This is a genomic window from Chitinimonas lacunae, assembly GCF_042650885.1.
Lineage (GTDB): Bacteria > Pseudomonadota > Gammaproteobacteria > Burkholderiales > Chitinimonadaceae > Chitinimonas_A > Chitinimonas_A lacunae.
Genome location: NZ_JBHSBU010000001.1, coordinates 649,873 through 670,811, shown reverse-complemented (window position 1 = coordinate 670,811; position 20,939 = coordinate 649,873). Strand labels below are relative to the sequence as shown.

At 60.3% G+C, this 20,939-nt stretch carries 20 protein-coding genes and 1 tRNA gene; 12 read left to right on the top strand and 9 right to left on the bottom strand.

The genetic code is table 11. The annotated features are described in order from the left end of the window. Positions 1 to 90 precede the first annotated feature (90 nt). Positions 91 to 1,638, top strand: a complete 1,548-nt coding sequence (locus ACFOW7_RS03015; RefSeq protein ID WP_378160868.1) for an alkaline phosphatase D family protein — start codon at positions 91 to 93, stop codon at positions 1,636 to 1,638. A 142-nt stretch (positions 1,639 to 1,780) separates the two neighbouring features. After that, positions 1,781 to 3,022, top strand: coding sequence for a TIGR03862 family flavoprotein (locus ACFOW7_RS03010; RefSeq protein WP_378160866.1), 1,242 nt, complete (start codon positions 1,781 to 1,783; stop codon positions 3,020 to 3,022). Between the two features lie 113 nt (positions 3,023 to 3,135). Here the strand turns inward: ACFOW7_RS03010 and ACFOW7_RS03005 are convergent, their stop codons facing one another. From ACFOW7_RS03005 to ACFOW7_RS02985, 5 genes are all read right to left on the bottom strand, one after another. Next, positions 3,136 to 3,759 (bottom strand): OmpW/AlkL family protein, encoded by a 624-nt coding sequence (locus ACFOW7_RS03005; protein ID WP_378160864.1) that lies wholly within the window; start codon positions 3,757 to 3,759, stop codon positions 3,136 to 3,138. Positions 3,760 to 4,258: 499 nt separating this feature from the next. Next, entirely contained in the window at positions 4,259 to 4,471 is a 213-nt protein-coding gene (locus ACFOW7_RS03000) for a SlyX family protein (RefSeq protein ID WP_378160862.1), read from the bottom strand. Positions 4,472 to 4,481: 10 nt separating this feature from the next. Beyond that, complete coding sequence (locus ACFOW7_RS02995; protein ID WP_378160860.1) at positions 4,482 to 5,027, bottom strand: YaeQ family protein; 546 nt, start codon at positions 5,025 to 5,027, stop codon at positions 4,482 to 4,484. An 80-nt stretch (positions 5,028 to 5,107) separates the two neighbouring features. After that, a complete protein-coding gene (locus ACFOW7_RS02990; protein WP_378160858.1) occupies positions 5,108 to 7,306 on the bottom strand; it encodes a YgiQ family radical SAM protein in 2,199 nt (732 codons plus the stop codon). 313 nt (positions 7,307 to 7,619) lie between these two features. Beyond that, positions 7,620 to 9,635 carry a methyl-accepting chemotaxis protein gene (locus tag ACFOW7_RS02985; protein WP_378160856.1) on the bottom strand — a complete coding sequence of 672 codons (2,016 nt, stop codon included), beginning with the start codon at positions 9,633 to 9,635 and terminating at the stop codon, positions 7,620 to 7,622. Positions 9,636 to 9,785: 150 nt separating this feature from the next. Between ACFOW7_RS02985 and ACFOW7_RS02980 the strand changes: the two genes are divergently transcribed. Further along, a tRNA-Leu gene (locus ACFOW7_RS02980) sits at positions 9,786 to 9,870 on the top strand. Between the two features lie 519 nt (positions 9,871 to 10,389). Here ACFOW7_RS02980 and ACFOW7_RS02975 read toward each other — a convergent pair. Both ACFOW7_RS02975 and rsmI read right to left on the bottom strand, forming a co-directional pair. Further along, positions 10,390 to 10,827, bottom strand: a complete 438-nt coding sequence (locus ACFOW7_RS02975) for a DUF1801 domain-containing protein (protein WP_378160853.1) — start codon at positions 10,825 to 10,827, stop codon at positions 10,390 to 10,392. Beyond that, positions 10,817 to 11,695, bottom strand: a complete 879-nt coding sequence (gene rsmI / locus ACFOW7_RS02970; RefSeq protein ID WP_378160850.1) for a 16S rRNA (cytidine(1402)-2'-O)-methyltransferase — start codon at positions 11,693 to 11,695, stop codon at positions 10,817 to 10,819. The genes ACFOW7_RS02975 and rsmI overlap by 11 nt, the downstream gene beginning before the upstream one ends. Here rsmI and ACFOW7_RS02965 point away from each other — a divergent pair. The 4 genes from ACFOW7_RS02965 (at position 11,690) to ACFOW7_RS02950 (ending at position 14,425) form a co-directional block, all read left to right on the top strand. Next, positions 11,690 to 12,814, top strand: a complete 1,125-nt coding sequence (locus tag ACFOW7_RS02965) for a penicillin-binding protein activator (protein WP_378160848.1) — start codon at positions 11,690 to 11,692, stop codon at positions 12,812 to 12,814. The genes rsmI and ACFOW7_RS02965 overlap by 6 nt on opposite strands. Beyond that, a complete protein-coding gene (locus ACFOW7_RS02960) occupies positions 12,811 to 13,149 on the top strand; it encodes a YraN family protein (protein ID WP_378160846.1) in 339 nt (112 codons plus the stop codon). The genes ACFOW7_RS02965 and ACFOW7_RS02960 overlap by 4 nt, the downstream gene beginning before the upstream one ends. A gap of 12 nt (positions 13,150 to 13,161) precedes the next feature. Next, positions 13,162 to 13,752, top strand: a complete 591-nt coding sequence (locus ACFOW7_RS02955) for a phosphoheptose isomerase (protein WP_378160844.1) — start codon at positions 13,162 to 13,164, stop codon at positions 13,750 to 13,752. A gap of 76 nt (positions 13,753 to 13,828) precedes the next feature. Then, positions 13,829 to 14,425 (top strand): BON domain-containing protein, encoded by a 597-nt coding sequence (locus ACFOW7_RS02950; protein WP_378160842.1) that lies wholly within the window; start codon positions 13,829 to 13,831, stop codon positions 14,423 to 14,425. Between the two features lie 147 nt (positions 14,426 to 14,572). Here ACFOW7_RS02950 and ACFOW7_RS02945 read toward each other — a convergent pair whose 3' ends face one another. Then, a complete protein-coding gene (locus ACFOW7_RS02945; protein ID WP_378167971.1) occupies positions 14,573 to 15,001 on the bottom strand; it encodes a DUF2147 domain-containing protein in 429 nt (142 codons plus the stop codon). Positions 15,002 to 15,202: 201 nt separating this feature from the next. Here ACFOW7_RS02945 and ACFOW7_RS02940 point away from each other — a divergent pair, with 201 nt between their 5' ends. Continuing rightward, entirely contained in the window at positions 15,203 to 16,021 is an 819-nt protein-coding gene (locus ACFOW7_RS02940; RefSeq protein WP_378160839.1) for a TatD family hydrolase, read from the top strand. A gap of 26 nt (positions 16,022 to 16,047) precedes the next feature. Here ACFOW7_RS02940 and ACFOW7_RS02935 read toward each other — a convergent pair whose 3' ends face one another. Continuing rightward, positions 16,048 to 18,222 carry a putative bifunctional diguanylate cyclase/phosphodiesterase gene (locus tag ACFOW7_RS02935; RefSeq protein ID WP_378160837.1) on the bottom strand — a complete coding sequence of 725 codons (2,175 nt, stop codon included), beginning with the start codon at positions 18,220 to 18,222 and terminating at the stop codon, positions 16,048 to 16,050. A 505-nt stretch (positions 18,223 to 18,727) separates the two neighbouring features. On the opposite strand from ACFOW7_RS02935, the gene ACFOW7_RS02930 reads away from it, so the two are divergent. The 4 genes from ACFOW7_RS02930 (at position 18,728) to ACFOW7_RS02915 (ending at position 20,827) form a co-directional block, all read left to right on the top strand. After that, positions 18,728 to 19,288 carry a hypothetical protein gene (locus ACFOW7_RS02930; RefSeq protein WP_378160835.1) on the top strand — a complete coding sequence of 187 codons (561 nt, stop codon included), beginning with the start codon at positions 18,728 to 18,730 and terminating at the stop codon, positions 19,286 to 19,288. 222 nt (positions 19,289 to 19,510) lie between these two features. Further along, complete coding sequence (locus ACFOW7_RS02925; RefSeq protein WP_378160833.1) at positions 19,511 to 19,837, top strand: hypothetical protein; 327 nt, start codon at positions 19,511 to 19,513, stop codon at positions 19,835 to 19,837. A gap of 385 nt (positions 19,838 to 20,222) precedes the next feature. Then, positions 20,223 to 20,507, top strand: a complete 285-nt coding sequence (locus ACFOW7_RS02920) for a hypothetical protein (RefSeq protein WP_378160831.1) — start codon at positions 20,223 to 20,225, stop codon at positions 20,505 to 20,507. Next, positions 20,507 to 20,827: a hypothetical protein gene (locus ACFOW7_RS02915; protein ID WP_378160829.1), complete on the top strand. Its 321-nt coding sequence runs from the start codon at positions 20,507 to 20,509 to the stop codon at positions 20,825 to 20,827. The genes ACFOW7_RS02920 and ACFOW7_RS02915 overlap by 1 nt, the downstream gene beginning before the upstream one ends. The last annotated feature ends 112 nt before the right edge of the window (positions 20,828 to 20,939 follow it).

Sequence of the window (20,939 nt, the reverse complement as noted above, 5' to 3'; positions counted from 1 at the left end):
CCTTGCACACTTATTTCATGATTTTTTCTATCGTACAATACCTCCACCCGGGCCGGCGGAGCGGCCCTTCCTTTTTCCCAGGAGCCCCCGATGTCCCTGGTTCTCGGTCCCATCCTGCAATTTCGTGGTTTGCGCGCCAAGCGCTGGTGCATTTCCCTGCTCTGCGTCACCGAGCTTGATAAGACAGCGCCGGTCCTCCAGATGGCCAAGGCGCTGATCGTCAAAACCCGCACCATCGCCAAGGTGCCGTTTACGGCACCGGCCTATAAGGTCTGGCGGCTCGATATCGATCTGCCACTCGATGCGGGTCAAGTCGAGTACGAGATCGGCGGCCTTAAACGCCAGTTGTCTGTGCCGGCCGCTACACCACGGCTCGCTTATGCCTCGTGCAACGGCTTCTCCGACCCCAAGCTGATGAAGAAGGTCGATGACAAGAACGAGCGCTGGAAGCATCTCCAGGCGCAGCACCAGCGCGAGCCCTACCATCTGCTGCTGCTTGGCGGTGACCAGATCTATTCCGACGAGATGTGGCGCACCATCGACAGCCTCTACCAATGGACCGAACTGCCCTACCAACGCCGGATCAGGTCGGCCTGGAGCCGCACCATGCAGCAGCAGGCCGATCTGTTCTTCTGCGAGGTCTACCTGAAGCGCTGGACCCAGGCCGAACCGCAGGTGACGCTGGGCTCGATTCCCACCGTGATGATGTGGGACGACCACGATATCTTCGACGGCTGGGGCTCTTACCCGCTTGAGCTGCATCAGTCGCCGGTATTTCAGGGGCTGTTCGAGATGGCCCGCGACTATTTCCGGATATTCCAGCTCCAACTTGGCCTGCGCGAGAAACACCCGGCTGCCATCCCTGGCCAGACGACCTTCAATCTCGGCTTCAGCCAGTTGGGCGAGCTGGCGCTGTGGGTACTCGATCTGCGCTCCGAGCGCTCGCCAGACCGGGTTGTATCGGCGCAGTCGTGGCAGGCGATGTTCGACTGGCTCGACCGGCTGCCGCCGCAGCAGCATCTGCTGGTGATGTCGAGCGTGCCGGTGGCCTATCTCGATCTGGCCATGCTCGAACAACTGCTCGAAGCACTGCCGGGCCAGCAGGAACTCGAAGACGATCTGCGCGACCATTGGCGCAGCGTGCCCCATCTACAGGAAAGACTGCGGCTGATCCACCGCCTGCTCGATTTCGCCATCGCCAAACGCTGCCGCGTCACGCTGCTGTCGGGTGATGTCCATGTCGGCGCTGCCTGTGCCGTCGAATCGACCCGCCATGGCCCGGTCGGCAATGCGGCGGTGATCAATCAACTGATCTCCTCGGGCGTCGTCCACCCGGGGCCGCCTGCACTGGTGCGCTATCTGCTCGAAACCAATGCCAGCCATATCGAAAAGATCGACCGCGGCATTACCGCTGCAATGCTTCCCATCGCCGGTCGGCGCAAATATCTGATCGGACAGCGCAACTGGCTGGCCATCGAACCCGACACGCAAGGACGGTTATGGGCCAACTGGCATGTCGAGGAAGAAGACGCGCCGATTACCAAGGTCATCCATCCGGTCGCCTTCGAGCCGCCAGTGGCTGAAGTGGAAACCTCTTCCCGAGGAAAAAATAAGGAAAACTCGTTGCAAGAGTCATAGTCTCCACCAGGCAAAAATAGCCAAACAGGACGCCACCACTTCCTACCGCACAAACCCTTGGACACCCATCCGCCAGCCGGGCACGCCCAATCATGGCCAGCGCGGCTAGAATGGCGCCCTTTTCCGCTTTTCGCCTCTACGCATGCGCCCTTCCCTTTCTGACCGGCCACGCCGGGTCGTCATTGTCGGCGGCGGCCCGGCCGGGCTGATGGCAGCCGAGACCCTGGCCGGTCACGGCTTGCAGATCGACCTTTTCGATGCGATGCCCTCGCTGGGCCGCAAATTCCTGTTGGCGGGCGTGGGAGGCATGAATATCACCCACTCCGAACCGCTCGCCCCCTTTCTCAGCCGCTATGCCGAGCGGGCCGAACAGATCGCGCCATGGCTCGATGGCTTGGGTCCGGAACAGTTGCGCTACTGGATACATGGCCTTGGCATCGACACCTTTGTCGGCAGCTCCGGCCGGGTCTTCCCGACCGATATGAAAGCTGCACCACTGCTGCGCGCCTGGCTGCACCGGCTGCGCGAGGCCGGGGTGCAATGCCATGTGCGTCAGCGCTGGCTGGGCTGGGACGAAGCCGGTCGGCTGCGCTTTGCCGGACCCGATGGCGAACACAGCCTTGAGGCCGATGCACTGATTCTCGCACTGGGCGGGGCCAGTTGGTCGCGGCTAGGTTCGGATGGCGCCTGGGTAGCGCTGTTGCGACCGCATGGGGTCGATATCGCCGAGCTTGAACCGGCCAACTGCGGCTTTGATATCGGCTGGAGCGAGCATTTCCGCGCACGCCATGCCGGCGCGCCGCTCAAGACCGTGGCGGTGGAATTCGCCGGCGAACGGCGCCGGGGTGAGTTCGTGGTGAGCGCCAGCGGGGTGGAAGGCAGCCTGATCTATGCCTTTTCAGCCCGACTGCGTAAAGCGATTACGCAACAAGGCAGCGCCACCTTGCTGCTTGACCTGCTGCCCGATCGCACAGCGGAAAAGGTTTACGCCGAGGTGAGCCACCCGCGCGGCTCGCGCTCGTGGTCCAGCCATCTGCAAAGCCGGCTTGGCCTCACCGGTGTCAAAGCCGGTCTCCTGCGCGAGTGCCTCGACAAGGAAGCCTTCAACGACTCCAAGCGTCTAGCTGCTGCCATCAAGGCGCTACCGCTAACCCTGCACGCACCACGACCGATCGATGAAGCGATCAGCAGCGCCGGAGGCGTCCGCTTCGAAGCGCTCGACAGCCACTTGATGCTGAAAACGATGCCCGGCGTATTCTGCGCCGGAGAAATGCTCGACTGGGAAGCGCCAACGGGCGGTTATCTGCTGACGGCCTGCTTTGCCAGCGGTCGCATGGCGGGGCTGGGCGCGCTCGACTGGTTGTCGCAGCGCGAGGAGAAGTAGCTGGCGGAAAGTGTTTGCACCGTTGGCGTGCAGGCCAGTTCCGACCTTTCCGGCCTTGCACGCCAGGCCATCATCCCATCTGCGCTATCTTGTCTGGACGGGATCGGGCTTTCTCAGAAACGCCAGCCAAGACCGACGCCCAACAACCACGGATCAACCCGGAATTCGCCAGCCTTGCGACCAAACGATTTCACATCGGTGCGAATCTGTACCTTTTTCAGATCGACGTTCAGCAGCAGATTCTTGTTGATCTGATAGTCAAAACCGGCCTGGGCGGCCAGGCCGAAGCTGTTTTTGTCCACGCTCGGTTGCAGCACTGCGGCAACGGCCGGGTGGAAATGGACGCTGGAGAAGCGGGTGTAGTTGACCCCGGCGCCGAGATAGGGCTTGAAGGCGCTGGCATTGGTGAAGTGATATTGGAGCATCAGCGTCGGCGGCAGATGCTTGAGCGAGCCGATTTCAACGCCATAGGAACGGACCTTGTGCTTTTGCGGATAGGTCAGCACCAGCTCGGCCGCCAGTTGCGGAGTAAAGAAATACGAAATATCGACTTCGGGAATCACCTTGTCGTTGATCGACAGACCAAGCCCGGTCGAATCTTTGTTAGCGCTGTCGAGGTTGACGGCACGCACGCGCACAAGCCACGGTTCATCGGCCTGGGCCACCAGCGGCAGCGCCGTCATGCCAAGCAGGGTCAGGGCCGTTGCGGCGCGTTTGAGCATCGTTGTCCTCATCATCTGATTTCCTTTATTGCCGAGGGAAAAATCCTCGGCGCTATTGAAGCTCATCCGTGAGAAACGGCTGTTGACCTGAGTCAAGGCAGGACTGCTTAGGCAGGATTGAGACGACTCCAATGCCGCTGCGTCAGGGGCGTGTACTGAGTTTTGTGTAAACGGACTTTTGGCAGGAAACAGCCGCCGAGTCTGGAGACACAACGAGCCCGAAGAAACACGACGTCCCTGAAGCCCTTCTGACCAGCCCATCACCTGCCCTTGCCTCAAATTCGACCTGGGTGCGGAAATTGGCCAGGGCATGACGCCGCGTTGCGACTGATGCGCGCGAAGAGGTGGAGGAGACGGCCGTTGTTGCTGAACGAAACAGCGATAAGGAGCCCGGCCGGGTGTGGTGGCAGAGGGGGAGGCCTGCAAAGAAACAAGTCATTTATTTTTCAAATATTGACTCATTAAGCATCAATCCTTGCAGATATTTTGCACATTATTTTAATATCTAGTGCACTTAGTAATGTGGCGGAATTTCCTGCTCAGGTGAACCGCGCCCGGCAGGTTCCAGCGTGCGGACATGCTGGTGCAGCGAACGCAACTCCGCCTGTAGGCGATCGATCTGCTGTTGCTGGAGCGCAATGACGCGGTTCAGCTCATCGACCAGGTTGTCCTGGAGGGCCAGGCGGATTTCCAACTCGGTCAGGCGCGACTCGAAATCGTTTTCCATCGGGTTGTTCCTATTGCGCCGCTTTCAGCACGGTCGCTTCGAGCAGCACCGTGGTCGTGCCATCTGACAGCCACATCTGCCCATCCTGGATCGTCACCTGCAACTGCATACTGCGCTGGTTGAGCGCAGCCAGCTCAGCCAGCGTTGCCGGGGCAATGCTGAAGATGCTCAGATTGTTGAGCCGGCTGAGTTTGCCTTGAATGCCGCTCCACCACACATCAGCGGCCCGACCACCATAGCTATAGAGCCGCACCTCGGGCGAGCGGCCGCAGGCTTGGCGCAGACGACGCTCGTCGGGCTCGCCCAGATCGATCCACAGCTCCACCTCATCGCCATAGTTCTTGCGCCATAAGGCCGGCTCATCATCGGCGCAGATATCGCGGGTAAAGCTCAGCCGCTCGTCGGCATTGAGGGCAAATACCGCCAACCGCAGCATCAGCCGCTCGATGGTTTCGGAAGGATGCTGGGCCAGCGTCAGACTATGGCTGGCGTAATAGCCTCGGTCCATATCGCTGATCGACAGTTCGGCTTTGTGAATCGTGGCTTTAAGCGCCATAGACGGGTCCGGGAAATTGAAAAGGGACAACGAAGCGGGCCACAGCCCGCCTCGACGAAAAAGGAAAAGTGTTTACGCACCTAGCGGCCGCGCGAGGACTTGCCGGTCTGCTTACCACGCCCCTGGCCGAGATTGGGCCGTTTGGGCGGCGCGCTGCGCGGCCGGTCGTGGCCACGTCCGCCTGCGCCCTGCTCACGCGGCGCGGAAACCAGCCGCTCACCGGGCTGCTGGGCCGGGATCAGATGCTGCGGGCCATTGCCGATCAGATCGGCCCGGCCCATCCGCAGCAGGGCTTCACGCAGCAAGGGCCAGTTGACCGGATCGTGATAGCGCAAGAACGCCTTGTGCAGCTTGCGCCGCTGTGCATCACGGATCACATCGACCTTTTCCGAGCTGCGGCCGAGTTTTTTGAGCGGATTGCGCCGGGTATGCCACATGGTGGTGGCCAGCGCCATCGGTGTCGGGGTAAACGCCTGCACCTGGTCTGGCTTGAAATTGTTTTCCTTCAGCCATAGCGCGAGGTTGAGCATGTCCTCGTCGGCCGTGCCCGGGTGGGCGGCGATAAAGTAAGGAATCAGATACTGCTGCTTGCCCGCCTGTTTGGAGAACCGCTCGAACAGCTCCTTGAAGCGCTCGAAAGCCCCGATGCCGGGCTTCATCATCTTCGACAGTGGTCCGTCCTCGGTATGCTCGGGGGCGATCTTGAGGTAGCCGCTGACATGGTGCGTCACCAGCTCCTTGATGTATTCGGGCGAGCGCACCGCGATGTCGTAGCGCAGGCCCGAACCGATGGTGATCTTCTTCACGCCCGGAATCGCCCGCGCCTTGCGGTAGAGTTGGACCAGCGGCGCATGGTCGGTATTGAGGTTTTCGCAGATACCCGGGTAAACACAGGACAGACGGCGACAGGCCGATTCGATCTTCGGGTCTTTGCAGGCCAGCCGGTACATATTGGCGGTCGGGCCGCCCAGATCGGTGATATGGCCGGTAAAGCCTTCGGTCTTGTCGCGGATCTCCTCGATCTCGCGCAGGATCGAGCCTTCCGAGCGGCTCTGGATGATGCGGCCTTCGTGTTCGGTGATCGAACAGAAGGTACAGCCGCCGAAGCAGCCGCGCATGATATTGATCGAGAACCGGATCATCTCCCAGGCCGGAATCCGGGCCCCCTGATAGGCCGGATGCGGATTGCGGGCGTAATGGAGCCCGTAGACGAAATCCATTTCCTCGGTCGACAGCGGAATCGGCGGCGGATTGAGCCAGACATCGCGCTCACCGTGGGTCTGCACCATGGCGCGGGCATTGCCGGGGTTCGATTCGAGGTGGAGCACGCGGCTGGCGTGGGCATAGAGCACCGGATCGAACGCCACCGCCTCATAGGAGGGAATCCGCACCACGGTCTTGCTGCGCTGGGCCAGCTTGGCAGCCAGCCGCTCGGCCTTGCTCACCAAGCGGATCGGCTGCGGCGCACCTGCTTCTGCCGCAGCGGTCTTGGGCTGCTCCGGCTCCATGGCATAGGGGTCGGGATGCGGATCGACCCGACCGGGCAGATCGACAGTGCTCGAATCCTCTTCCCGCCATTCGGCATCGGGCCGCCAGCCTTGTGGCGCCAGAAAGGCGGTGCCGCGCACATCGCGGATCTGATTGAGTTTTTCACCGGCAGCGGCGCGGTGGGCGATCTCGACCAGGGCACGTTCGGCATTGCCGAACAGCAGAATATCGGCCTTGGCATAGACCAGCGCCGATTGGCGCACCTTGTCGCTCCAGTAATCGTATTGGGCAATCCGGCGCAGACTGGCTTCGATGCCGCCGATCATGATCTGCACGCCGGGATAGGCTTCACGGCAGCGCTGCGAATAGATGGTGACCGCCCGATCAGGCCGCTTGCCTGCCGCACCATGCGGGGTATAGGCATCGTCCGAGCGTGGTTTGCGGTCGGCCGTGTAGCGGTTGATCATCGAGTCCATATTGCCGGCAGTGATGCCAAAGAACAGGCGCGGCCGGCCCAGGGCACGGAACGGTTCGGCCGATTGCCAGTCAGGCTGGCTGATGATGCCGACCCGGAAGCCTTGCGCTTCGAGCAGGCGGCCGATCAGGGCCATACCGAAACTCGGGTGGTCGATATAGGCGTCGCCTGTGACCAGGATGATGTCGCATTCTTCCCAACCCAGCTCATCCATCTCGGCCCGGCTCATCGGCAGGAAGGGGGCGGTACGGCCATGCGTTCCCCAGAAGGGTCGGTAACTCTGGATAGGCTTAGCAGCGGGCAGACTCACGGACATGGACGGCGCAATCGACGGGAAGGAATCGCGCATTTTCGCAGATTTGCCGGGCAACGTCAGGTAAATCTTTTGTTTTCAGTGAGATAGCGCCGCCAGTCGACAGCAAGCACTTGAAAATTCAAGAAGAAGACCAAGCGGCCTTTCCGCCGGGTCTGCCAGCGGACAGGCCGATCCCTATCGCTCACGGCAGGCCAGCTGTAAAGCCCGAACCGTCCTCATCAACATGAATAAGGGCTTTAGTGTCAGTATCCGGCATACATTTCCAGCGCAACCGTCCGACCCAACAATCGATTTCCCTAGCCAGGCCAGCACTTCAATAGACAAAACGCGCCGTCAACGCCGACAGTCGCTCGGACAATCCTGACAGATTGGCCGCTGCCAGCGCCACTTCGCGGGTGGCAATATCGTTTTCGTCGATCATCCGGGCAATACGCTCGACATTACGGGCAATCTCCTCGTTGGCGCTGCTCTGCTCCCGCACCGACACAGCGATCAACTGCGTGCCTTCACTCGACTTGACCACTGCGCCGGCTGCCCGCTCCAGCACTTCCACCAATTCCTGCATGGCCTCGCGGCCTTCGCGCAGCGACTGAAGACCCCGGTCCATGACTGTGCCGACGGTATGTGACTGGTTGGCGATGGCAGTGGTGACTTCGCCGATCTGGGTAGCCGAATGGCCGGATTTCTCGGCTAGCTTGCGCACTTCATCGGCCACCACGGCAAAGCCTCGACCCTGCTCGCCGGCCCGAGCGGCCTCGATCGCGGCATTGAGCGCCAGCAGATTGGTCTGCTCGGCAATCGCCTTGACCTCATTGGTAAACACGGCGATACGCGCGGTACTGTCGACAAATTCGCGTACCTTGTTGGCAATATCCTCGACATCGTGCTGCAACGCCGCCATGGCTTCATTGAGATGTCCCAGCCGTTCCTGACCCAGGCGGGTTTCGTTGAGTCCACGGGTCGACAGCTCGGCCACATCCTGGGTATTGCCAGCCACCACATCGATACTGGTCGCCACCTGCTCGACAGCAGCGGACGTGCTCGCAGACGCCTCTTTCTGCGCCAGCGAAGCAGTCGCAACATGCTCGGCGCTCAGAGCAAGCTGATTGGCGTCGCTGACCAGTTGCAAGGTGGAATCGCTGACGGTCTTGAGGGTATCGGAGAGTTTTTGTGCAGTCCGATCCATCGCCGCCAGCAGTTGTCCCGCCTCATCGCCACTGCGCGGCCGCACCGGATAATTGAATTCGCCATCAGCCAGATGTCCGGCCACCTTCACTGCCTCCGCCAGCGGCCGTTTGACCAGAATGCGGATCGAGAACCATAGCAAGAGGCTTAATAGGGCCAGCACCGCCACAGTCTCGCCGATCAGGAGGTAGAGCATCTGCCTGGCACCCGCCAGCAACTCGGCTTCGGGTGCCACGGCGACCAGACGCCAATTCCATGATTCGAGGCTGGTCCAGGCGGCTTGCATCGGGCCACGCTGGGCATCGATATAGCGAACCTCGCCCGTCGGGGATTCCACGATCCGGGCGATATAAGCCACACCTTCGCTATCGCGCACGTCGAGCTGATTCTGTCCTTCCAGGGTCGGGTGTACCACCAGCTTGCCGCGTTCCTTGCCCACATCGACCACAAACAGATGGCCGCTGTCGCCCAGCCGGATATTACGCAGCTTGTCACCGAGTGCTTTGAGGCCGGAGCTGAAATCGAGGCCGATAAACAGTACGCCGATGGTGCGACCACCGGCGTCCTTGATCGGCTGGTAGGTAGTCATATAGTTGCGGCCGAACAGTACGGCCTTGCCGGTGTAGGTTTCGCCACGTCCGAGCATGGCATAGGCCGGATGGTCATGCGCCAGCACCGTGCCGATGGCGCGATCGCCGTTTTCCTTCTTGACCGATGTGGAGACACGGATATAGTCCTCGCCCTTACGCACAAACAAGGTGGCCACGGCCCCGGTCACAGCGGTAAAGCGGTCGACGGCGGTAAAGTCCAGATTGGCGGTCTGGCCGCCCAGTTGCAGCAGGGGAGTATCGAAATCGCCGATCTTGACGGTATTGGTCTCATCGAGCGTCAACGGTTGCGGCAGATCATCGGCAAATACACGCAACAGCCGCTCGGATTGCTCGCGCAGACTCTGGTCATAAGCCCCCACCAACTCAACCGAGAGCTTACTGAGCGCATTGAACTGATCCTTTGCCATTTGCCCATAGCTCTCGGAGAGCTTGGTCGTGGCCACGGCCATCACCGCCACCAAGGTAATCAGCAGCGCACCACCCTGGACCAGAATCAGCTTACCGCCCAGTGACAAGCGATTGAAAATGCCCATTTATTCCCCTTTGGCGCGGTAAAGCACGACAAGATAGTTATGGCAGGCTCGATAGGGGTTTCCAAGGCTGTCTCGCTAGATACATTGAATTTCTGCATGGAGGCGCTTGCCATCCTGGCAGGTTTCCTGCACAATGCGCGCCTCCCATCTGCCCAGGTGGTGAAATCGGTAGACACAGGGGACTCAAAATCCCCCGCCGCAAGGCGTGACGGTTCGAGTCCGTCTCTGGGCACCAGTTAGATAGAAAGCGGCTTCCAGTAATGGAAGCCGCTTTGTTTTTCCCTTCATGGAAAAGCCCGATTGCGGAGCGCTTCGCAATCTTTCACTTCGTCGGCGTCGCAAGCTTGCCGGCACGATGACGAATATAGTCCTTGGTCATCGCCTCTGTACTATGGCCTAACAGGTCCTTTGCCGCACCAATCCCCCCGCTGAGATCGTCTTATGTTCATGGGGATCGGCCGGAGTGAATGGCCGCGAAGGTCGAGCCAGGAATATTCCCTGCGTGAGCAGGGATGCCCTTCACGCCCCTACGGTGGGTTCTTGTTTAGCCTCCCTCAACAGCGGGATGCGTGAAGCTACTGCTTACTTCACGGTTCCTTGCTGACAGCACAGAGCGTATGGTTTCCAGTTCATTCACCAGCCGGATATGGATGGCATTCTGGCGCCTCACCTGCTGAGGCAGGACACCCAACCAGCCAGATCAACGCCATATTCCCGTCAAGTTCCACCACTCCAGGCAGGTCTGCTACGTCAGCTAGGCTTTCTGGCTCGCACTCAAGGCCAAGCCAAGGTAGTGCGACACACATTTGTCCACGACATCCGTCTGCGTAAACAGCTTGATATGGCGACGCTGCTTGCCGGTTCCTTCGAGCACCTTGAACTGGTCCGGCAGCGCAGCACCGTCGCCGAATTCCAGCGAGACATGGTGGGTATAGGAAAAGATGCCACAAAAAGGCTGATCGGCAGAAAACAGGATGCCGCCGTATTTGACCTGTTCGCTGATCCGGTCATTCAGGCCAAGAATCGAGGACCTGACTTCTTGAACCAGATCGTGGCGGGCGACACTGACCAGCTTAATGTCTTCCAGCAGTTGTTCAACGCGGGAGTCGGACATGGGCTTATAGAAGGGGAAAAGGTTGGGGAGTCGGGGTCCGCCGCAAATGCTTTTCACACCATCGACATCAGGCATCATCGCCCTCATTTTCGGCCTTCAAGGCCAAGGCGCGTTGATACAGGGCATTACGCGATGCGCCGCTGATCTCGATGGCCAGCTTCACCGCCTGCTTGACCGGCAGCTCACGCAGCAATGGCAGCAGCACCTTGTCATGAACGGCAAGGTCCTCATCTTCGACTGGAGGGGCCGCTTCGATCAGCACCACCAATTCGCCGCGCCGCTGATTGGGGTCGGATTTGACCCATTCGAGCAATTCGCCAAGCGTGGCGCGCCGAATGGTCTCGAAAGTCTTGGTCAGCTCGCGCGCCAGCACTGCTTCGCGGGCAGGACCGAATACCGCGGCCATATCGGCCAGGCTTTCCTCGATCCGGTGTGGTGCTTCAAACAACACCAGCGAGCAATCCAATTGAGCCAGGCGGGAAAATTCTTCACGCCGGGCAGCCGACTTGGGTTCGGGAAAACCATGAAACAGAAAACGCGGTGAGCGCATGCCAGCGGCGGCCAAGGCCGCCAAAGTGGCCGAGGCGCCAGGCAGGGGAATCACCTTGAAGCCCGCTGCATGGACCGCTGCCACCAGCCTGGCCCCGGGGTCACTGACAGCCGGTGTGCCTGCATCAGACACTTGAGCCACCGCCTGCCCGGCACGCAAGCGCTCGATAATTGCTGCACTGGCACTGGCTTCGTTATGTTCGCGTAGACTCAGCAAACGGGCATCAATGCCAAAGTGACGCAACAATTGCCCGCTTACCCTGGTATCCTCGGCAGCGATCCAGTCGACCCGACGCAATATGGCCAGCGCACGCTGACTGATATCGCCGAGGTTCCCGATGGGCGTAGCCACCACATATAATGCCGGTCGCTCAACCGGAAAAGAGTCGTCATGCACCGCAGGCATCCTTTCGCACGGATGGTGTCGCCGCTTGTTGCGGCGGCGCTACTCTACCTTGGCCTCGCCACCCACGCCAGCGCCGAAGGCCCCGCTCCCGCCCCGCATCTGGCGGTGATTCTGCCGACCAAGGCCAAACCCCTTGCCGGCGCCGCCGAGGCGGTTCATCAGGGCGTACTTGCTGCCGAACAGAAACTCGGCGACGACCGCACCCCGCGGGTCCGGCTCTATCCGACCGGCGAGCGCGACGATGAGGCGCTCGTGGCCTATCAAGACGCCTTGCGTAATGGCGCTGTCGGCGTGATCGGCCCACTCACGCGTGGCGCCATCGCCAAACTGGCCGAATTCGGCAGCCCGGAAATCCCGGTCCTTGCCCTCAACAGCGTCGATGGCGACCGTCCCGTCAATAATCTCTATGCGCTGGGCCTGTCGATCGAAGCCGAATCACGCCAGGTGGCCCGCCTGATGCATGGCGAAGGCCGCCGCCGACCCCTGGTGGTCGAAACCGACGGCCCGCTGCCCAAGCGGATGCGTACCGCCTTTGTCGAAGAGTGGAAACTGCTCAGCGGCGAAGCCCCGACCGTCGCCTCTGCCACCGCCCTAGGCCCCAGACTGCGCGACAGCGCCGCCAACCCCGAGATCGACTCGGTATTTCTGGCCGCCGACCTCAAGAAAGCCCGCACTGCCCGCCCCTACCTTGGCAACGACCGCCCGGTCTATGCCACTTCGCAAGTCTGGGGCGGCAAGTTCGGCAAAACGCTTGCCAATGTCGATCTGCTGGGCGTGCGCTTTGTCGATATGCCCTGGCTGCTCGACCCCAACCGCAGCGACCATCTGCCCTATCGCCGTGCCGACAAGAGCGCTTTGTCGGCCGATCTGGAGCGCTTCTACGCGCTAGGCATCGATGCCTATCGGCTCAGCCTGATGCTGCTGGTCGCCGCCCCCGATGCCGCCATCGAGCTGCAAGGGGTTACCGGCTCGCTGCGTCTGTCGGAAAAACGTCAATTCAGCCGCGAGCTGAGCAGCGGCGAAATCGGCGGCGACGCCCCGTCGGCACCGCCAGCCGAGCAGGCTTCGACGGCTGAAGCTGCGCCGGTTCCGCTGGCCCCGGTGCAATGAACGGACGCGGCCAGGCAGCAGAAAACCTGGCTGCACACTATCTGGCCGAACAAGGCGTCGAGATCGTGGCGCGCAACTGGCGCTGCCGTTTCGGCGAAATCGACCTGATCGGCCGCGACGGCGACACTCTGGTCTTTGTCGAAGTCCGCCAGCGAGGCAGCGGCCGCTACGGCGATGCCGCCGCCAGCATTACCGCCGCCAAGCAGGCACGGCTGATCGCCACCGCCCAGTGCTATCTGGCCACCCTATCCCGGCTGCCCCCGTGCCGTTTCGACGCCGTCCTGCTCGACGGCGCGGCACCGCCACGCTGGCTGCGCCATATCATCGAATCCTGAGTCGAATCCACCATGGACCTGATCGAACGCATCAACCAGCATTTTCTCGACAGCATCACCACCTTCGACGAGGTGCGCGACCTGCTGGCCGCTCCGGCCGCTGCCGCCGCTGAACGGATGGTCGCTGCCATGATGAGCGACCGCAAGATCCTGTGCTGCGGCAACGGCGGCTCGGCCGCCCAGGCCCAGCATTTCGCCGCCAGCATGGTCGGCCGCTTCGAGCGCGAACGCCCGGGGCTGGCCGCGCTGGCGCTTACCACCGACACCTCGGCCCTCACGGCCATCGGTAACGACTACGACTACGATCTGGTGTTCTCCAAGCAGGTCCGGGCCTTGGGTCAGCCGGGCGACGTGCTGCTGGCGATCTCGACCTCGGGCAATTCGGCCAATGTGATCGAAGCGATCAATGCCGCCCACGAGCGCCAGATGAACGTCATCGCCTTTACCGGCCGTGACGGCGGCAAGATCGGCGAAATCCTGACCGGCGACGATATCCAGCTCAATGTGCCAGTCGAACGTACCGCCCGGATCCAGGAGGTACATCTCCTGCTCATGCATAGCGTCTGCGACGCCATCGACCTGATTCTGCTCGACGGCGAATAAGCCGCAGGACCGGCCAGAACCACCAGCGCCGCATCCGGTCGTAAAGCCTTTTCATCGATTCGCCCCAGGAGGAACCATGCGCGAACCTTCGAGCTTCTTTACCCCTAAACGCCTGGGCGTCATTGCCGCCGCCACGCTGCTGAGCGTGGGTCTGAGCGGCTGCGCCGGGCTGGTGGTCGCCGGGGTCGCCGGCGGTGTTGCCGTGGCACAGGATCGCCGCGCCACTTCAGTGGTCTGGAACGACCAGGAAATTGAGCGCCGCGTCGCCGAACGCATCCGTGCCCGCTATGGCACCGATACCCATGTCAATATCACGAGCTTCAACCGTGCCGTACTGCTGTCGGGTGAAGTGCCCGATGATGCCACCCGCGCCGAAGTCGAGCGCATGGCACGCGAAACCCAGGATGTACGCAAGGTTCACAATGAAACCAAGGTCGCCCTCCCCTCGACCTTGTCCGCCCGCGCCTCCGACACCGCCCTCACCGCCCGGATCAAGGCCCGGATGGTCGAAGCCAACAAGTTTTCACCGCTTCATGTCAAAGTGGTCAGCGAACGCGGCAGTGTATTCCTGCTTGGGTTGGTCAAGGTACAGGAAGGCCGCGATGCAGCAGAAGTCGTCAGCCGCACCCAAGGTGTCGACAATGTGGTGACGCTGTTTGAGTATATCGAATAAGAATTAGTGGATTTTTTCAAATTCAAACAAAAACGGGCGCTATATCTAGCGCCCGTTTTGCATATTTATTTCCAAATGACTATCGGCTCCGATATCGGCGGCTCCCGACATAAGAAGCCCGTGCGGAAACACTTTCCGCATCCACGCTCACTTCTCGCGGTGCCAGACCTGGGTGCGTCCCAGCAGCGAGAGCCCCATAAAGCCGCGCACTTTGGCCTTCTGGCCCTCGTCGATCAATTCGAGCTTGGCGCTATAGATATTGCCGTTGTCGGGGTCGAGGATTTCGCCGCCGCTCCAACCGGCACCATCGACCTTGAGGCCCCATAGAAACACCATACCGATCACCGGCTTGCCGCGTCGATCGCCTTTGCAGCGATCGCAGACCGGATTTTCCGGCTCACCGGGCTTGGGGAAGGTTTTGACAATCCGTCCCTTGAGTTCGCCGCCTTCCTGGAACAACTCGACCATGCCGCGCGGTTTACCGGTGCTGTCATCGATGGTTTTCCACAGTCCGACCGGCGAAGGGTCGGCAGCATGGGCAAGGCTGCCCAGCGCGAGCGTCAGCGCGAAAATCACTGCTTTCAATGTTGTCTCCCGATGGACGACCGGCCTGTTCCCGGCCGGTCCAGCGCCGAACATTAGGGGTTGCCGATCGATCGGTCAAGCGCTTGCCCGGCGCTGTCCAGTGGGCAGCGGAAACCCTTTTCACCACCACCCGGCAGGAATGGCGCACGTCCCTTGCTAGACTTGGCGCAGATGCCTTTGGAAGCCCCGTCAATGACCACCCTATCCACTCCGCTGATCGATACCCACTGCCACCTCGACGCGCCCGAATTCGACCCTGACCGCGACGCTGTGGTCGAGCGAGCCCAGGCAGCCGGCGTATCGATCGTGGTCGTGCCAGCGATCAATGCCGCGACCTTCGAGTTGAGCTTATCGATGCGACGCTATGGCTGCCCCGTGGCGCTCGGTCTGCATCCGATCTGTACGCCCCAGCACCGCGACGAGCATCTGACCACCTTACGCGAGCTGCTGGAGCGCGAACGCCCCATCGCGGTAGGGGAAATCGGCCTCGACTTCTTCGTGCCGGGTCTCGATGCCCAACGCCAGACCGATCTCTTCGCGGCGCAACTGAAACTGGCCCGTGATTTCGATCTGCCGGTGCTGCTTCACGTGCGCAAATCGCAAGATCAGGTATTGAAGCAACTGCGCCGCTTCGGCCTGCGCCGAGGAATCGCCCACGCCTTCAACGGCAGCCCGCAACAGGCTGAAGCCTTTATCTCACTTGGCTTCAAACTCGGTTTCGGCGGCAATATGAGCTTTGAGCGGGCCCGCAATATCCGCCGGCTGGCGGCCGATCTGCCGCTGGAGTCATTGGTGCTGGAAACCGACTCGCCCGATATTCCCCCCGCCTGGGCTTATCACGATCGCAATGAACCGGCCCATCTGGCGCGGCTTGCCCGGGTCCTGGCAGAACTGCGTGAAAGTGAGCCCGAACGGATCGCCGCGGCCACCAGCGCGAATGCCTGTGAAGTCCTGGGATTGACGCTGAAAAGTGCTGCGGCCTTCACGGCGCCCAGTGTCATATCACATTGAGGCGGCAAGCCGAGGTTGCCGAAGGATCAGGCTGTCAGCCCCTGCGCCGCAGGGATCAGGCGAAAATCAGGTTGACGTGACTGTTCCAGCAGCGTGGCAAAACGATCGGCTGTCAGCGGTTCAGCGGCAAGAAAGCCCTGCATCTCGTCGCAACCTGCGGCCAGCAGGAAGATCGCCTGGGCCTGGGTTTCCACCCCTTCGGCAATACATTTGAGCCCCAGCACCTTGGCCAGACCGACGATGGCCAGACAGATGGCCTCGTCGTTGCGATCAGTCCCCAGATCGTGCACAAAGGAGCGGTCGATCTTCAATTTGTCGAAGCTGAAGCGTTTCAGATAGGCCAGGCTCGAATAGCCGGTACCGAAGTCGTCGATGGCAAGCTTGACGCCCAGCTCCTTCAGCGAGGCCAGGGTCTTGACCACCCGGTCAACCTCCTGCATCACGACGCTCTCCGTGACTTCGAGTTCGAGCGCACTGGGCGGCAAACCATACTCGTCGAGCATGCTGGCGATCAGTTCGGTCAGATTGGCCTGCTGGAACTGAAGCGCCGACAGATTGACCGCGATGGTCAGGGGCGGCAGACCGCGATCGAGCCATTCACGCGCCTGGCGGCAGGCTTCGCGCAATGCCCAGTTGCCGATCGGGACGATCAGCCTTGATTCCTCCGCAACCGGGATAAAGCGGCTCGGCGGCACCAGGCCACGCTTGGGGTTCTGCCAGCGGATCAGCGCCTCTGCACCGACAATGCGGCCGCTGTCGAGATCGAGCTGAGGTTGGTAATGGAGCAGGAATTCGCTGCCTTCGAAGGCACGACGCAAAGTGGCTTCGAGCGACAGACGCTCGGCCGCCCGGGCATTCATATCAGCGGTGTAGAACTTGTAGTTGTTGCGCCCGGCCGATTTGGCCTGGTACATGGCCGTATCGGCATTGCGTACCAGGGTTTCGGCATCGCGACCGTCGTCGGGATAGACGCTGATCCCGATGCTGCCTGAGGTGGTGAACATGCCGATGGTGGCATCGCTTGGTGCATTGCCATCGTCGATATCAAAGGGCAACGCCAACTCCAGCAAGGCGCCTTCTGCCACCCGGACCGCATCGAGTGCATGGTCGATACCGGTGAGCACGATCACGAATTCGTCGCCGCCCAGCCGGGCCAGGATGTCGGCACGACGCACCAGCTTCTTCAGACGATCGGCCGCCTGGGCCAATACCCTGTCGCCGGCCGAATGGCCCAAGGTGTCGTTGAGAGTCTTGAAGCGGTCGAGATCGAGAAACATCAGCGCCAGACGCTTACGGTCGCGCTCGGCGGCCAGCAGTGCCTGCCCCAGCCGCTCATTGAGCAGATTGCGGTTGGCAAGCCCCGTCAGCGGATCGAAATTGGCCAGCTCGGCAATACGCCGCTGGGCTTCCTTCTGCTCGGTGATATCGATGATGACGCCAACCAGCCGTTCAGGCCGTCCATCCTCGCGCTGACCGACGAAGCTGCCGCGCGCCTGCAACCAGCGGTAATTGCCGAGCCGGGTGCGCTGGCGGTATTCGTTGAGGTAGAAATCGGTCTTGCCGCGATAATGGTCGGCGTAGGTCTGAACCGCCATTTCACGGTCATCGGGGTGGAGGCGCTCTTCCCAGCTCTCCCCTGTCACCACAAAGGTTTCCGGGTCTTCGCCAAGGATACGGGCGTATTCGGGACTGATGGTCCAGGTGCCGCGCCCGTTGGCAGCCACGTCATAGAGGGCCATATGGGAGCTGTCGAGCGCCGCACGCAGTTGTTCCTGGCTCTTGCGCAGTGCCTGTTCGGCGGCCTTATGCGTAGTGACGTCGCGTAATGTGAGCCAGTAGCGGCGGCCATCGCCCATTGCCACCGCATGAAGGGAAACTTCCAGCAGATGGCCCGTGCGGCTTTGCAAACGGCGCAGACTGCGGTATTCGCCCTCACGGTCCAGCAGATCGAACAAGGGTTCGCCAGACTGCCCCCGATCAGGCTCAAAACTGGCCAGTACCGCTGCCGTCTCGCCACCGTTTTGCCAACCAAACTGAGCGCAGGCAGTATTGGCATAGAGAATAGACCCGCCGCGCCGTAACAGCAGGCAAGGGTCATCGGTCCGATCCACCAAGGCAGCGAAGGTCGCCGCCTGGCGCCGCTGGAAGTACCAGACCAGGCCAATCGCCCCGACACTGCAACAGAAAAGCAATAGCACCACGGCAGCCAATCCTGTCCACCCTCTAGGTCGGCAATGATTCCGATTGTAGACGTCTCTGCGCGAAAAGCTGGTTTCCGCTATCAAAAGTTCGGTCAATGGGGCAGAGCAAAGCCCGATCCAGCAAGGATACCCAGCAAAGGTCGGACGCCCCCCTCTACGATCCGACCGGCACCGGCATTTCCGGATCGCTACGAATCCTTGACGTCCGACCCATGGATAGTTTAAGGAATGAATTTCCTCCATGGTTGGCTCAAGAGAGCCTTGCTGCTCGTTTTTTATCATCAGACGAACAAAATATATCATTGAAATATATAGTCCCTCCTCCCACAGCAGCGGGTCTGACACCTTGCCTCTCAGGCCGCGTCGTTGAAAACGGTGCATTTAAAAATCCAACAAGCAAAGCAACAGTCATCATGCGCTCCCCAGGCATTCCTGATAAGATTTTCGAACGCCTATTCAATAGGCAATCCAGGTCATCTAAAAAACAACCCATCAAGGAGGTCGCATGGCTAGTTTCAAACAAACCGTAGAGGAAAATGGGGGAACGGCGAAGAAGTGGACGCAGAATAGATTTCTAGGAAATAACACCTTCGGCAGGGATGGTGTTTGCGCACCATTAGCGGCAAAGTGGATTCTTAATCGCAAAATCGGCATCAACTTCAAGGCCGATACTGCTCTTGATGAGGGCCGAAATGAAGTCATGCAGTTGAAAATTAACCAACACACCCCGGCAATGGTCGATTATGTAGGAGAATACCTGTCCTTTGCGGGGATAAGAGAGACTGAGTATTTCGAGGCGCAAGCAGAATCGGTAATAGATGCGCTGCTGAATAAGGTTTTCGGTCGAGGCTATTATTTCATAGGAATATCCAGCAGGATGGCTCCAAATACCCGACCTATTGGACATGCGCTGGCAATCGACGCCGTGTCTTATAAATTTTTCGACCCGGATTATGGCCAGGCCAGCTTCAATACCTTTCAGGCACTGATTTCCTTTGTCAGAGTCTGGTTAAGGTCTGCTTATCCGACCATGACCCAGGCAGGATTTATAAAACGCTACGAGTAACAGATAAGATCTTGTGGGTTGGAACTGATTAACACCCCCAATCCTCCTGTCCAAAAGGTAGTGCTTCAAAGCAAAAGACCTGGGTTTTCCAGGTCTCTTGCTTTTCTATTCTTTTACGAGCACATCACGCATGCACAGCCAACAAGACCAGGTGCGTGACTGTTGATCGTCTCGAATGCATGAATGCATGACAATTAAAGATTTGGGATCAAGCCCTGCACTATGAGCCGCAGCCGCCGCAAAAAACCTATTTTCGCCATCACTAGTTGCACCAGCGAACGGGACGAGAAAAAAATCTGGCATCGCCGCCTGCGTACCCTTGAGCGCACAGCGATGGCGGGCACCTCTGCCGAAGCCTGGAGCGCTTATTTGCCCCTACTGGAAAACCAGGCCTGCACGGTATGGGAGATGGGCAAGGACGGCCGCCATTACCAGTCTCCCCGGGAATTTGCCGAAATCGCCGAGCACCGTGCAAATCGCCAGGGACGCACACCACAAGAGCGGGCATCGTTGAAAAAACGTCTGCCTCACCAGCGGATGGGTAAATGAAGTAGCTGTGAGGACGCCCGCAATTACCAAAAATACTGGATCAAGACATAAAGAAGCCCGCTGTGACGCGGGCTTCAGAGGATTTTAATGCTTTTGGGTACTCGCTGTTACCGGAGGCGCAATCATTCCCACTCCATTGTTAATGAGGGGAAAATCTCTAGGATTGATGCGGGTCTCAGGGAGGGTCATAGGGTTCATGCCATGAAAAATACCATCCCGAGCCGAAAGCTTCCCAACACCGTCGTTTTCTGACGAAATTGCATCACTCCAGTTTGCCAGAAAGCAGCTCCATTTGCAGGGCCCTGCTTGCGGAACCGACGGTCGGCTTCACCGGTCCACCTCAGCCCGGCTACAATCGCCGGCTCATCTTGAGGAGGAAAATAAAATGTTCGGACGTACTATTATCGCCACCGTCACAGCACTCGCCTTAGCCCCGGCTTTTGCCGCGAACTCGTTTCCGATGGAGCCCCAGATCGAAGTCCATCTGGCGACGCCTAAAGGCAGCACGCACACGACCCAGATTGGCCGGAGCGAGACGAAGAAGGTCACGCTCGACGGCGTGGAATACACGCTCAAGGGCAACGGCGCGAAGAAGGTCGACGATATCGACGTTGAGGTGACGCCGAAGGACAAGACGGCCGTCCGGGTCACGGTCAAGGATCCGGCGTGATGGAGTTCATCCTCGGCATTCTCTCGAGCATCCTGAATGCCTATACGGCCCATCCGCGCGATCCGGTTCTGATCATGCGATATGGCGCCGTGCGGGGGATGATCGGCTTTGGCGCGCCCGCTCTAATTGCCGTGCTGGTCAGCGCGATGTTGCAACCCCCGGCCACACCAGCGATAGGCGGCCTTCCTTCGATCGCGGAGGTGCTGGTACTCCAAGCTCAAGCATCCTCGGTGGCATTGGGGTTAGCGGCCGTGCTTTGGCTGGTCACCGCCTGCTTCGCGGCGCGCTTCGCCTGGAGCTTTATGCTTGAGTCGCGCTGAAGAGTGCAGCAGCAGAACAGAAGCCCGGGAAACCGGGCTTTTTGCTTTTCGACGCGCGTAACGCTTTACGGTGGGTCACAGCACCGGCCGGCCGCGCTATCGTATCCAGCTC